At 59.7% G+C, this 13,343-nt stretch carries 11 protein-coding genes; 5 read left to right on the forward strand and 6 right to left on the reverse strand.

The annotated features are described in order from the left end of the window. Window positions 1–87: 87 nt before the first annotated feature. The 3 genes from ACNY69_RS00290 to ACNY69_RS00300 all read right to left on the reverse strand — a co-directional run bounded on the left by ACNY69_RS00290 (window position 88) and on the right by ACNY69_RS00300 (window position 3,144). A complete protein-coding gene (locus ACNY69_RS00290; protein WP_293770940.1) occupies window positions 88–1,665 on the reverse strand; it encodes a methyl-accepting chemotaxis protein in 1,578 nt (525 codons plus the stop codon). A gap of 302 nt (window positions 1,666–1,967) precedes the next feature. Continuing rightward, window positions 1,968–2,102, reverse strand: coding sequence for a hypothetical protein (locus tag ACNY69_RS00295; RefSeq protein ID WP_255562796.1), 135 nt, complete (start codon window positions 2,100–2,102; stop codon window positions 1,968–1,970). 79 nt (window positions 2,103–2,181) lie between these two features. Continuing rightward, window positions 2,182–3,144, reverse strand: coding sequence for a chemotaxis protein (locus tag ACNY69_RS00300; protein WP_111141863.1), 963 nt, complete (start codon window positions 3,142–3,144; stop codon window positions 2,182–2,184). 167 nt (window positions 3,145–3,311) lie between these two features. Here ACNY69_RS00300 and ACNY69_RS00305 point away from each other — a divergent pair, with 167 nt between their 5' ends. Beyond that, window positions 3,312–3,704 (forward strand): YgiW/YdeI family stress tolerance OB fold protein, encoded by a 393-nt coding sequence (locus tag ACNY69_RS00305; RefSeq protein WP_111141841.1) that lies wholly within the window; start codon window positions 3,312–3,314, stop codon window positions 3,702–3,704. 35 nt (window positions 3,705–3,739) lie between these two features. On the opposite strand, the gene dbpA is transcribed toward ACNY69_RS00305, so the two are convergent. The 3 genes from dbpA to ACNY69_RS00320 all read right to left on the reverse strand — a co-directional run bounded on the left by dbpA (window position 3,740) and on the right by ACNY69_RS00320 (window position 8,264). After that, on the reverse strand, window positions 3,740–5,122 hold the full coding sequence (dbpA, locus tag ACNY69_RS00310; RefSeq protein ID WP_293770934.1) for an ATP-dependent RNA helicase DbpA: 1,383 nt from the start codon (window positions 5,120–5,122) through the stop codon (window positions 3,740–3,742). A gap of 799 nt (window positions 5,123–5,921) precedes the next feature. Continuing rightward, window positions 5,922–7,313: an amidohydrolase family protein gene (locus ACNY69_RS00315; RefSeq protein WP_418797109.1), complete on the reverse strand. Its 1,392-nt coding sequence runs from the start codon at window positions 7,311–7,313 to the stop codon at window positions 5,922–5,924. Between the two features lie 90 nt (window positions 7,314–7,403). Next, on the reverse strand, window positions 7,404–8,264 hold the full coding sequence (locus ACNY69_RS00320) for a LysR family transcriptional regulator (RefSeq protein WP_293770930.1): 861 nt from the start codon (window positions 8,262–8,264) through the stop codon (window positions 7,404–7,406). A gap of 87 nt (window positions 8,265–8,351) precedes the next feature. On the opposite strand from ACNY69_RS00320, the gene ACNY69_RS00325 reads away from it, so the two are divergent. The 4 genes from ACNY69_RS00325 (at window position 8,352) to lldD (ending at window position 13,343) form a co-directional block, all read left to right on the forward strand. Beyond that, window positions 8,352–9,521: a cyanate transporter gene (locus ACNY69_RS00325; protein WP_418797110.1), complete on the forward strand. Its 1,170-nt coding sequence runs from the start codon at window positions 8,352–8,354 to the stop codon at window positions 9,519–9,521. 212 nt (window positions 9,522–9,733) lie between these two features. Next, window positions 9,734–11,389, forward strand: a complete 1,656-nt coding sequence (gene lldP, locus ACNY69_RS00330) for an L-lactate permease (protein ID WP_418797111.1) — start codon at window positions 9,734–9,736, stop codon at window positions 11,387–11,389. Next, complete coding sequence (lldR, locus tag ACNY69_RS00335; protein ID WP_293770925.1) at window positions 11,386–12,159, forward strand: transcriptional regulator LldR; 774 nt, start codon at window positions 11,386–11,388, stop codon at window positions 12,157–12,159. The genes lldP and lldR overlap by 4 nt, the downstream gene beginning before the upstream one ends. Then, window positions 12,156–13,343 carry an FMN-dependent L-lactate dehydrogenase LldD gene (gene lldD / locus ACNY69_RS00340; RefSeq protein WP_111140903.1) on the forward strand — a complete coding sequence of 396 codons (1,188 nt, stop codon included), beginning with the start codon at window positions 12,156–12,158 and terminating at the stop codon, window positions 13,341–13,343. The genes lldR and lldD overlap by 4 nt, the downstream gene beginning before the upstream one ends.

The following is a 13,343-nucleotide window of genomic DNA, read 5'->3' on the forward strand; positions in this document are numbered from 1 at the left end:
GATCCTGCTTTCCCGACAAAGAAACGCGCTATGCCGTCCTGTCGGCTCTGCACAGCAACAGGCCTGCCGCAGCAGGCCGTGGTAAGATTAAGGCTGTACGGGCTGCAGTGAGAGCTTGACGGTATTGAACACGCTCATCGCCTGCGCCATCCGTTCAGCCTGATCCTGCAGCGCCTGGGAGGCGGCGGACGCTTCCTGTACCAGCGCGGCGTTCTGCTGCGTCACCGCTTCCATCTGCGTAATCGCCTGATTGATCTCATTGATGCCGCTGCTCTGTTCGCTGCTGGCAATGGTGATTTCGCTCATGATGTTCGCCACGCTCTGCACGCTGTTCACCACGTCGCCAATGGTGGAACCCGCATGGGTCACCAGTTTACTGCCTTCATCGACTTTCGCGACAGAGTCTTCAATCAGCACTTTGATCTCTTTCGCCGCAGAGGCCGAGCGCTGCGCCAGATTGCGCACCTCACTGGCCACCACCGCAAAGCCACGACCCTGTTCGCCCGCGCGCGCCGCTTCGACCGCCGCGTTCAGCGACAGAATGTTCGTCTGGAAAGCGATGGAGTCGATGACGCTGATGATATCGACGATTTTACGAGAGGAGAGGGCGATCGCTTCCATTTTCTCGATCACCTGCTCCATTACGACGCCCCCTTCGCGTGCCACGGTCGAGGTGGTTGCAACCAACTGGTTAGCTTCGCGGGCATTGTCGGCGTTATGTTTCACGGTAGAGGTCATCTGCTCCATTGCTGAGGCGGTCTCTTCCAGCGAACTGGCCTGCTGTTCGGTGCGGGTCGAAAGATCGAGGTTACCGCTGGAGATCTGATTGGATGCGACGGCGATGGTATCTGAGCCGGTGCGCACTTCGGTCACAATCGACAGCAGATTGTCATTCATCCGCTGCAGAGCCTGCATCAGCACGCCGGTTTCGTCGCGTGAGGTGACCTTGATCTGAGAACTCAGGTCACCTGAGGCAACGCGCTCTGCGACATCAACGGCGCTCACCAGCGGACGGACAATCGAGCGGGTCAGCAGATAGCCGAGCAGGATAGAAGCCAGAATCGCCAGGCCCGAGAAGAGCAGCGTGATAAAGATGGCGGACTGACCATTTTCCACAATGCCCTGACCTTCACTGCGCAGCTGCGAATCCTGAGAGTTAGCGAAATTTACCGCATCCTGCAGAAACTTATTCTGGGTGGCGGTCATCGATTTGAGCACATAGACGCTGGCCGCATCAAAATTCCCCGACTTTACCAGCGCGATCAGCTCCGCCTTCACTTTCTCAAAGGCCAGAGACGACGCCAGCAGGTTGGCGATCTTTTTCTTGCCGATCGGCGTGACCTGAATCTCTTCGATCTTTTTCATGGCCATATTGGTTCGCCGGGTGGCTTCATCCAGCTGACCATAACGTTTCACGTTCATTTCCGGTCGTGTGGTGTCGATCACCATGCCGCGCAGGTATTTGATCTGATCGTTGACGCCATCGCGCACATCAAACGCCAGTCGTACTTTTACATAACGATCGTCAACGATCGACGCGATCGCCGTATTAATATTGTTAATCCTGGTAATGGATGTCACACCAATCACTATCAGTAACGTCACAATAATACCGAAGGCTGCAGCAAGCCGCATTCCCACCTTCATATTCCTGATGCTGACCATGTTCTCTTCCCCGCTTTATTATTAATCAATTTGTTAGCCACATTCAGAGCTTATGCTGTTGTGCGCAGTGCCGCGTTGAGGTCTGTGGTCACTGCCACAGGCAAAATGTGATCCCGCGCATACTGTTATCGGAGCACGCCGTTGTACCTTTAACAATTTTTAAGTAATAACGGTGCGTAAATAAATCGGCGGCAGGAAACATCAGAGGGGCTAAGCAGATAACCTAAAGGCAAATCAGCAGGGCAAAAAAAAGGCTGTCAGCAGCGGTGCTGACAGCCCTATCCAGACAAACAAGAATGGATTCAGAAAATTAAGAAGTAGAGGCCTACCCAGAAAACCAGACTCAGGGTTACCGCGGTGATCCAGGCCAGCTGGCGTAAACGGCCGCGCAGCACGTTCTGACGGGACGGTGTATCTGTTAGCGTTTCGATGTGCATAGTGCGTTCCTGGTCAGGCCAGCCTTTCCGCTGGCGAAGAGTAAAAGTGTGACGGGCCTGTCAGGCGGCCCGCACGGGTCTAGCGGGCTGCGTCGAGAACGTTGAAAATGACGTCTGACAGCTCATTTAACTCAAACTTCGCTACATAGCCGTCGGCACCGACTTTGCGAACGTGATCTTCGTTGGCGCTGCCTGAGAGAGAAGAGTGAATGACCACCGGCAGCGTTTTAAGCGTCGGATCGCGCTTGATGTTGCGGGTCAGCGTAAAGCCATCCATCTCCGGCATCTCCAGGTCGGTCAGCACCAGCGCAATTTTGTCGCGAATCGATTCGCCCGCGGCCTGCGCTTCCTGGTTCATCAGTTTGATTTTTTCCCAGGCATCCAGACCGGTGTTAAACATCAGTGCCGGAATGCCCATGCTTTTCAGGCCCTGTTCCAGCAGCTGTCGTGCCACTTTGGAGTCTTCTGCCACGATAGCGACCGCACCGGGGCGATAGGGGAAGGCACGCGGCAGGGCCGCTTCTGGTTCAACGCCACGCACCGAAGGAATGATGTCATACAGGATCTGCTCAACGTCCAGCACCATCGCCAGCTCGTTGCTCTGCTTGTCGCTGTCCAGACAGGCAATACTGGTGATATTGCGGCCGCCAATACCGGCTTCCGCGGTGTGGACCTGGCTCCAGTCGAGACGCACGATGTTCTCTACCGACTCCACGGCAAAAGCCTGGGTGTTTCGCGCATATTCGGTAACCAGCAGCAGGTTAAGACCGGTTTCCGGAACACAGCCCGTCACGGCAGGCAGGTCGATGACCGGGATAAACTGACCCCGGATGCTCGCCATACCCAACAGCGGTGAACGCATGCCGGCCGCTTTGGTGATGGGGGGCATCGGCACGATTTCACGCAGCTTGAAGACGTTAATGCCAAAGAGCTCCGACTTGCCTTTGAGCTGGTCGGAACCTAAGCGAAACAGCAGCAGTTCAAACTTGTTTGATAACGCGAGGTTCGCTCTTTCATCGATCTCTTTTTGAAAATTATCCATGGTTGCCTCTGCATTAACGCAGCTGGTGAAATAGGGTGTGAACAGGTTATCGGCAGCAAACGGAAAAAAGTGAGAAGAGAAGGGTGAAATAAAACGGACGCCCATTATTGTGCCAGGCTTAATGCTGAAGGTTCAGCATGGACACCTTTCCAATAAAGGAGTGTGAAATGAAAAAAGTGATTTTAGCGTCATTGCTGGTGTTGATGAGTGCAGGGGTATCGGCCGAAGAGGGTGGATTCAAAGCCGGTGATACGCCACCGCCGCAGCATAAGCAGGATGCGGGTTATAAAGGTTCAGAAGATACCGGTCAGACGCATATCAATCAGATCCGCGATTTCCGTCAGGGCGGCTATGTGACGCTGGAAGGGTATATCGTGAAGAAAGAGCAGGGTGAGCGGTATCAGTTCCGCGATAACACCGGCACGTTGCCGATTATCGCCTCGAAAAAGACATTCGGGGGCAAAACCTACACCGCCGATGACAAAGTGCGCGTGAGCGGCAAGGTGCACGGCAAAGGTGATAAAACAACTCTGCATGTGACACAGATCGACGAGCCATAATAGCGCGGGCGAGGGTAATCCTCGCCCGTTTTTCCTTAATCCTTCAGCAGAATCGCCCGGCAGGTTTTGCCCTTGATTTTACCCTGCCTGAGCTTCACCAGCGCCGCTTTGGCCTGGTTCGCCTCAATCGCCACGTAGGCGTGGGTCGGCGTCAGAACGATTTTCCCTATCTGCTCGGCGCGGAAACCGGCTTCACCTGTCAGTGCGCCCAGAATATCCCCCGGACGAATTTTGGCCTTGCGGCCGCCATCGATACAGAGCGTCATCATCGCGGCAGGCAGCGGCTTGCTGCTGCCCTTTTTCAGCGTGCTGGCTGACACCCACGGCAGCTTCTGCTGCAGGAAATCCTCCAGCGCATGCGCGCGCGCCATTTCATCGGCGGCGACCAGGCTGACCGCAACGCCATGTTCACCTGCGCGAGCCGTACGGCCAATGCGGTGCAGGTGGACTTCCGGGTCCCAGGCGAGCTGATAGTTGACGACCATCGCCAGGGATTTGATGTCGAGCCCGCGCGCGGCGACATCGGTCGCCACCAGGACGCGACCGCTGCCGTTAGCGAAGCGGATCAGGACACGCTCGCGGTCGCGCTGCTCCAGATCGCCATGCAGTGGCAGGGCGCTGATATCGCGCGCGTTAAGCGCCTCAGCGACGTCGTCACATTCACGTTTGGTGTTGCAGAAGACCACGCAGGAGGAGGGTTGCTGGTCGCCCAGCAGGGCGATAAGCAGCCCCAGCTTCTCATTGTGGCTGGCTTCAAAGAACTGCTGGTCGATGTGAGGCAGTTCGCTGACATCTTCCGTGACCACGCTCAGTGCATCGCGCTGGAAGCGGGTGCTGATGGCCGAGATGGCATCGGGCCAGGTGGCAGAGAAGAGCAGTGTCTGGCGCGAGTCGGGTGTGGCTTTGATGATCGTTTCCATGTCGTTCAGGAAACCCATCTCCAGCATACGATCCGCCTCATCCAGCACCAGGGTGTTGAGCTGGTCCAGCTTGAGGTTTTCGCGGTTAATATGATCGAGGATGCGGCCCGGCGTGCCGACGACGATATGTGGCGGATGCACCAGTGAGTCGCGCTGTGCGCTCATCGGCTGCCCACCGCAAAGTGTCAGGACCTTGATGTTACGGGTGTAGCGCGCCAGCTGGCGCAGCACATTGCCTACCTGATCTGCCAGTTCACGGGTCGGGCAGAGGATCAACGCCTGGGTCTGGAAGCGGGTGCTGTCGATATGGTGCAGCAGACCAATGCCAAAGGCAGCCGTTTTGCCGCTGCCGGTTTTCGCCTGCGCGCGCACGTCGCGTCCCTGCAGGATGGCAGGCAGCGTAGCCGCCTGCACGGGCGTCATGCTGGTATAGCCCATCTCGCGCAGGTTATCGAGCTGGCTGTCGGGAAGCGAATTGAGGGTAGAAAAAGCGGTCACGGGCGCGGCCTCTGAGGCTGAAGGTGTCGGGCATTATTGCGCCGCAAGTCTGGCAGAAAGCACGCCTGACAGCAACGGGAACCTCGATGGTAAGCGTGATGAAACTATCGTCATCAGAGAGCTTAAGAATTGACTGAACTTTACAGAAAAAGGTGGTTTATTTTTATCAATCACACGGGCGAAAGGAGAGCGGGTTGATGTCAGATCCGATTTGAGGCCAGTTATCGCTTTATAAGTGGCCGTTTTTGAAAATTTATTTCATTGTTAATCAGATAACTCCCTAACTAAGCCTCCAGTAATAGAATTAATCATTAAAAAATATCGGTGCTCGTGCCGATAAAAATCCTGAGCTAATTGCTTTATATTTAGCGCGCCATATTCCTGGTACAACGACCGGTAGAGGGTATTTTCATTGAGTAATAGCATCCAGGGACCACATGAGAATGTGCTTAAAATAGTAGGCCGCGCCGTACTGACACTGCATGTTCATGGAGAGAGTTTATCTGCGGATAAGATCGCCTCCATGATCGGCTGTTATGCGGAAGATGAGCCCTGTGATCAGGAAGATCGTCGCCTATACGCGCTGGCAATGGAATTGATGTCAAAGGATAAATGGGCCAAAAGCGCGTAATCCTTACTGCGCTCAGGTAAATGCAGAGCCTCCCATCGGGAGGCTTTGTTGTTTCTGGCTGCAGGTGATTTGTGCTGCGTTGGCGGCAGGGCCGGAGTCTGACAGGAGATTGCCGCTGTGGAAGGGGTGGCTCCCCTTCCTGTACGCAGGGGAGCTGTTTGCGGCGTTTCAGACCGGGGTCAGCGCAAACACCGGTTTACCGCGCGAGAAGGTTGCAACCACCGGCGAAATGCGCGCCACCGCTTCGGCCGAACAGCTGGCAGAGACCAGCATCATGCTTGCCTCATCACCTGGCGCGGGCCACTGGCGTTCTCCCTGCGCCGACAGCGGCAGCCGGTCGTCCGTCGCGATGGCCAGCGCCCGCGACAGCGAAAACTCATCCGATCCACGGTAGAGCTGCGCATAGAGATTTGCCTTTTCCAGCATGCTGCCGGTTCCGAATGGCGACCAGTGATCGATCACGCTGTCGGTGCCGGTCATCACCTTCACCCCGGCCGCCTGCAGTTGCGGAATCGGCATCGTGAGTTTGCCGATGGGCAGCGTCGAGGCGACGCTGAACTGCTGTTCCGCCAGCCCCTCAATCATCTTATCCAGCGCCGCGCCGTCCAGGGTCGCCAGAGCAAAACCGTGGCTCAGCGTGACCCGGCCTTTCAGCTGCGGATTTTTCGCCACGGTGTCGATCATGTAATGAATCGCCGCCACGCCCGCTGGAGAGGTTTCATGCAGATGGATGTCGACGCCGCGCTGGTAGTCGAGCGCAATCTGAAACATCGCATCCAGCGACTTCTCCATCGCGCCATCGACGTTAGTCGGGTCCAGCCCGCCGACATACCCGACGCCATGCTGCATCGCCTCGCGCATCAGCCCGTCAACCTGAGAGTGCAGCAGGCCGTGCTGCGGAAACGCCACAATCTCGCAGGGAAAGTCGGGATGCCGGGCCAGGGCCGCCTGCAGATGTTCCAGGCTCTTCAGGCCGCTGACCGGGTCGATGTTGCAGTGGCTGCGGGCGCGGGTGGATCCTCTGGCGTGCAGCAGGGCGATCAGGGCTTCGGCGCGCGCCTGAGAATGGGGCAGCAGTTGCGGGATCAGCACCTGTTCGCGTGCGATCATATCCATAATGGTTTTGCCCTGACGCGGACGCGGCGCCTGCCACGGACCGCCATAGAAGGTCTTATCCAGATGGATGTGCATATCCTGGGTTGCCGGCAGCAGCAGCGCATTCTGCGCATCCCAGGAGGGCAGCGAAGCGTCGCCCTGGCCTGCGGCGGTCAGCTGGTCAATGTTGCCGTCGCGGACGCTGATGTCGTAAAGCCCGGTCCGGGTTGCCACAATCTCATCATCCTCGCGGATAAAGCCCTCCTCCAGCCGCACGTTGCGCAGCAGATAGTGATCCTGATGGGGCAGGGCGGCAGCGGGTCGATCGGGTCCGGTGGCGGGCGACGAGGAGGCGGTCGCGGCGCTGGCCTGGCCGAGACCGGCTGCCAGCAGGCCGCCTGCGGCGGTCCAGCGAACGCTTTGTCCAAGGAAATCACGGCGGCTGGGTGAAGAGGTAATCGGCATCAGAGGCTCCTGCAAAGTGAACAAGGTTTTAATCTGACAAACGGCGGTTAACTCTGCTGCGCTATTTTCCACTGACGGCTATTCGATCTCTCACTGCCAGCGTAACTGCCCGAACGCCGCCAGCGACTCTGCCAGCTCACGCTGCAGCGGATCCTGAGGATGACGGCAGAAGAGGGCCAGCTCGAAGGTATCGATCACCGGCAGCCCCTGTTCACTGCCCAGCACCCGATGCTGCGGCAGGCGACAGCTGGCAGGCAGTAGGGTCAGGCCCAGCCCCTGCGCACTGGCCGCGGCCAGCGCAACCAGGCTGGCGCTGCTGTAGCCAATGCGCCAGCTGCGCCCCAGGGCGTCGAGCGTCTGACAGACCTCATCGCGGTAAAGCCCCTGCTGCGGAAACAGCACCAGCGGCACGGGTGTCTGCTCGAAGCAGGGCCAGGCTGCGCTGTCGAGCCACAGCAGCGGCTCGGGACGCGACGCCAGCGGCCGCTCACCGTAGGGCTGTTTGATCAGCATGATATCCAGCTCTTCCCGCTGCCAGGCGCGGCGCAGTTCCACCTGCATTCCGCTCATCACATCCAGCCGCAGCTGCGGGTGGGCGCGACTGAAGTGCGCCAGCAGGTCGGCGGTGGGCGCGGCGAAATCTTCCGGCACCCCGAGCCGCAGTACGCCGTCGCGCCACTGGTCACTGAGCACGTCATGCGCCTCCCCGTTCAGGGCGATAATCCGGCGGGCGTAGCCCAGCAGCTTTTCGCCCTCTTCGGTGATCTGCACCTGATGCGAGGAGCGAACCAGCAGTGCTTTACCGACCATCTCCTCCAGCCTTCGCACCTGCTGGCTGACGGTGGACTGCGACAGATGGACCCGGTCGGCGGCGCGGGTAAAACTGGCGGTTTCACACACCGCTACAAAGCTGAGCAGCTGCTGAGGCGTAAACATCGGATGACGATTCATTTTTCCACTACCTGGCAGAGTAATATTTCATTTCCAGATAGTAGCGACTGCTGTCAGGCTGGCAACTTTAAACTGTGTGGATCTCAGATGAACAGAGAGAACAACCTGCTGCTGGCGGCGCTGGTTCTGGCGGGGCTGAATATGCGGCCGCTGATGACCTCAGTCAGCCCGCTGCTGGATCTGCTGCGGCAGAGCATCGGCCTGTCCCCCCTGGCGGCCTCGCTGCTGCCCGCGCTGCCGATGATGATGATGGGCGTGATTGCGCTGGTCAGTGCGCCGCTGATGCAGCGATTCAGCGTGCGTAAACTGCTGACGGGCGGGTTAGGGCTGCTGCTGCTGGCGCTGGTGAGTCGCGGATTACTCAGCGACGAATATGGGCTGGTGTTGAGTACTGTTCCGGGTGGGGCGGGAATCGGCATCGTGCAGATGGCGATGCCGGGATGGATTCGCCAGCGTTTTGGCCGTCGCAGCGCCGGTGTCACCGGACTCTGGGCCGCCGCGCTGATGGGCGGCGGTGGCATAGGGGCGGCCCTTTCGCCGTGGCTGAATAGCCTGCTTGGCTGGCAGGGCGCGCTGAGCAGCTGGGCCGTGCCGGTGATGCTGGCGATCCTGCTCTGGCTGTTTATCCCCTCTGCACCGGTCGCCCGGACTGAAGAGGTCACGCTGCCGGCGCTGTGGCGCAAAACCCGGGCCTGGACGCTGGCGCTGAGCTTTGGGCTGGTCAACGGCGGTTATGCCATCTGCGTGGCCTGGCTGCCCGATTTTTATCATCAGCTCGGCTGGAGCGCCCAGGCGGGCGGGTCCCTGCTCGGTATGATGATCGGCTGTCAGGTGAGCGGCGCGTTGCTGCTGCCCCTGCTGGTGCGAGGGCGCGATCGCCGTCCGCTGTTGCTGCTGACGCTGGCGATGCAGTTCGGCGGGATGCTCGGCTTCCTGTTTGCGCCGCAGCTTGCGCCCTGGCTCTGGGCGGGTGTGGCAGGTTTCGGATTAGGCGGCGCGTTTCCGCTGGCGCTGGTGCTGGCGCTGGACCATCTGGAACAGCCGCAGGCGGGCGCACGGCTGGTGGCGTTCATGCAGGGTGTCGGGTTTATTATCGCGGGCAGCATGCCCTTTATTGCCGGGCAGCTTCATGCGCTCACCGGCGCCTTCTCCAGCGTCTGGCTGCTGCAGGCGGCGGTGACGCTGCTGCTGATTGCGCTGAACCTGCGTTTCCATCCGCGCAGCTATCAGCCCGCCTTTCCGGAGGTGAATCGCTGATTTTGGTCGGACCAATCATGACGATATTTTTCTCTGGTTCACACAACCGGAAAATAGGCGCAACTTCTGTTGCCACAGATTAACAATACATTAACTATCTGTTGCCATAAGCCCCGCAAATGCAGTTTTGGTCTGACCAATCTGCCGGGGCCGGGGCATGCAGCGCCTGCGGCTGCGTTCCACGTCACCTCTCTTCCTCTGGAGATAATGGCATGCAGATCTGGCAACAAAACTACGATCCGCTGGGTAATATCTGGCTCTCAAGCCTGATCGCGCTAATCCCGATTCTCTTTTTCTTCTTTGCGCTGATTAAGCTCAAAATGAAAGGCTACCTGGCCGCCACCACGACCGTGGTGCTGGCGCTGCTGGTGGCCCTGTTTCTCTATCAGATGCCTGCGGCACAGGCGCTGGCCGCCGTGGTCTATGGTTTTCTCTATGGGCTGTGGCCGATTGCCTGGATTATTATCGCCGCAGTCTTCGTCTACAAAATCTCGGTGAAAACCGGCCAGTTCGATATTATCCGCGCCTCTATCCTGTCGATTACGCCCGATCAGCGTCTGCAGATGCTGATTGTTGGCTTCTCGTTTGGGACCTTTCTGGAAGGGGCGGCAGGCTTTGGTGCGCCGGTGGCGATTACCGCCGCGCTGCTGGTCGGGCTCGGTTTTAACCCGCTCTACGCCGCCGGTCTCTGTCTGATTGTGAACACCGCGCCGGTCGCCTTTGGCGCGATGGGCATCCCGATTATTGTGGCGGGGCAGGTCACCGGGCTGGACAGTTTTGCTATCGGCCAGATGGCCGGACGGCAGCTGCCGCTGCTGACCCTGATTGTGCTGTTCTGGATTATGGCGATTATGGATGGCTGGCGCGGTGTGAAAGAGACGTGGCCTGCGGTGATGGTCGCCGGCGGCTCCTTCGCCATCGCCCAGTTCCTCAGCTCTAACTTCCTCGGCCCGGAACTGCCCGACATTATCTCGTCGCTCGCCTCGCTGATTTCGCTGACGCTGTTCCTGAGGGTCTGGAAGCCGGTGCGCATTTTCCGCTTCGCAGACGCAGAGGCGAAGCCGGATGCGGCTCTGCAGCCGGTGAAGAAGTACCGGCCGGGAGAGGTGATCCGCGCCTGGATGCCGTTCCTGTTTCTGACCGCCACCGTGACGCTCTGGAGCATTCCGCCCTTTAAGGCGCTGTTCGCCAAAGGCGGCGCGCTCTATGACTGGGTGCTGGCGGTGCCGGTGCCGATGCTGAATGAGCTGGTAGCGCGGATGCCGCCGGTCGTCGGCAGCGCCACCCCCTATCCGGCCATCTATAAACTGGATCTGGTTTCCGCCACCGGCACCGCCATCCTGATTGCGGCGGTTATGGCGATGATCTTCCTGCGCATGAAGCCCAGGGCGGCCCTGCAGACTTTCGGCGAGACGCTGAAAGAGCTGGCGCTGCCTGTTTACTCTATTGGCATGGTGCTGGCCTTTGCGTTTATCTCTAACTACTCCGGCCTGTCGGCCACGCTGGCACTGGCGCTGGCGCATACCGGCCACGCCTTTACCTTCTTCTCGCCGTTCCTGGGCTGGCTGGGCGTTTTCCTGACCGGATCGGACACCTCATCGAATGCGCTGTTCGCCGCGCTGCAGGCCACCACGGCGCAGCAGATCGGGGTGCACGATGTGCTGCTGGTGGCGGCCAACACCACCGGTGGCGTGACCGGGAAGATGATCTCGCCGCAGTCCATCGCCATCGCCTGTGCGGCGGTCGGGCTGGTGGGTAAGGAGTCGGACCTGTTCCGCTTCACCGTGAAACACAGCCTGATTTTCACCTGCATGGTCGGGGTGATTACCACGCTGCAGGCCTACGTTTTCCCGTGGATGATCCCATGACCGGCGCCGACACGCTCGTAAAGCGCCTGCGCGCTTACATTACCGAACATCAGCTTGAGCCGGGCATGCGCCTGCCCGCCGAGCGGCAGCTCTCTGCCGAGCTGGGGGTGGCGCGATCCTCGCTGCGGGAAGCGATACAGCAGCTGATCAGCAGCGGGATGCTGGTCAGCCGACGCGGTGGCGGCACCTGGATCCGTCAGCAGCTGACGCCCTGGTCGGAACAGCGCATCGTTGAGCCGATTCGTCAGCTGCTGCAGGACGATCCCGACTACCGCTATGACATTCTGGAGGCGCGCCACGCCATCGAGGCCAGCACCGCCTGGCACGCGGCACTGCGCGCCACTGAAGCGGATAAAGAGAAGCTGCAGTACGCGTTTGACGCCACCCTGAAGCTTAAAGAGAGTGACGATCCCGATCTCGCCGCCCAGGCGGATGTCCGCTTCCATCTGGCGATTGCCGAGGCGTCGCACAATGTGGTGCTGCTGCAGACGATGCGGGGCTTTTTTGAACTGCTGCAGTCGTCGGTGATGCAGAGCCGTCAGCGCATGTATACCCAGCCTGCGATTTTCGCCCGCCTCACGGAGCAGCATCAGGCGCTGCTCGATGCCATCCTCGCGGGCGATGCCGATGCGGCCCGCCAGGCGGCGATGCAGCATCTGGGGTTTGTGCACACCACCCTGAAAAGTCTGCATGAGGATGAAGCACGCCAGGCGCGCATCACCCGCCTGCCCGATAACGATACACGTAATCCAGAGGAATCTGACCGATGATTATCTCCGCTGCCAGTGACTATCGCGCTGCCGCGCAACGTATCCTGCCGCCGTTCCTGTTTCACTATCTGGATGGCGGTGCCTATGCCGAGCATACCCTGCGCCGCAACGTGGAGGATCTTTCGGATGTGGCGCTGCGCCAGCGTATTCTGAAAAACATGTCGGAGCTGAGCCTGGAAACCAGGCTCTTCAACGAAACGCTGTCGATGCCGGTTGCGCTGGCGCCGGTCGGCCTGTGCGGCATGTATGCCCGCCGCGGTGAAGTACAGGCGGCGCGTGCGGCCGATCGCAAAGGCATTCCTTTCACCCTGTCGACGGTTTCGGTCTGCCCGATTGAAGAGGTCGCGCCGCAGATCTCGCGGCCGATGTGGTTTCAGCTCTATGTGCTGCGTGACCGGGGTTTTATGCGCAATGCGCTGGAGCGCGCCAAAGCCGCCGGTTGCTCGACGCTGGTGTTTACCGTCGATATGCCGACGCCGGGCGCGCGTTACCGCGATGCCCACTCCGGGATGAGCGGTCAGCACGCGGCGCTGCGGCGTTACTGGCAGGCGGTGACGCATCCACAGTGGGCGCTGGATGTCGGGCTGCAGGGGCGTCCTCACGATCTGGGGAACATCTCCACTTATCTCGGCAAGCCCACCGGGCTGGAAGATTATATCGGCTGGCTGGCAAACAACTTCGATCCCTCTATCTCCTGGCGCGATCTGGAGTGGATACGCGAGTTCTGGGAAGGGCCGATGGTGATCAAAGGCATTCTCGACCCGGAAGATGCGCGGGATGCGGTGCGGTTCGGCGCCGATGGCATCGTGGTTTCGAACCACGGCGGACGCCAGCTGGACGGGGTGCTCTCTTCGGCGCGTGCGCTGCCGGCGATTGCCGACGCGGTCAAAGGTGATATCACGATTCTGGCGGACAGCGGCATCCGCAACGGACTTGATGTGGTGCGGATGATCGCGCTGGGTGCGGACAGCGTGCTGCTGGGACGGGCCTTTATCTATGCGCTGGCGACCCACGGTCAGCGCGGCGTGGAGAACCTGCTGAACCTGATTGAGAAGGAGATGCGTGTCGCCATGACGCTTACCGGTGCCAAATCGATCGGCGAAATCACCCGCGACTCGCTGGTGCAGGCGGAGGCTTTGCTGAGCCCGCAGCTCGCGCCCTCCCGTCCCCGCGCCGTGAGTTGA

This window comes from Pantoea graminicola (genome assembly GCF_048452665.1).
GTDB lineage: Bacteria > Pseudomonadota > Gammaproteobacteria > Enterobacterales > Enterobacteriaceae > Pantoea.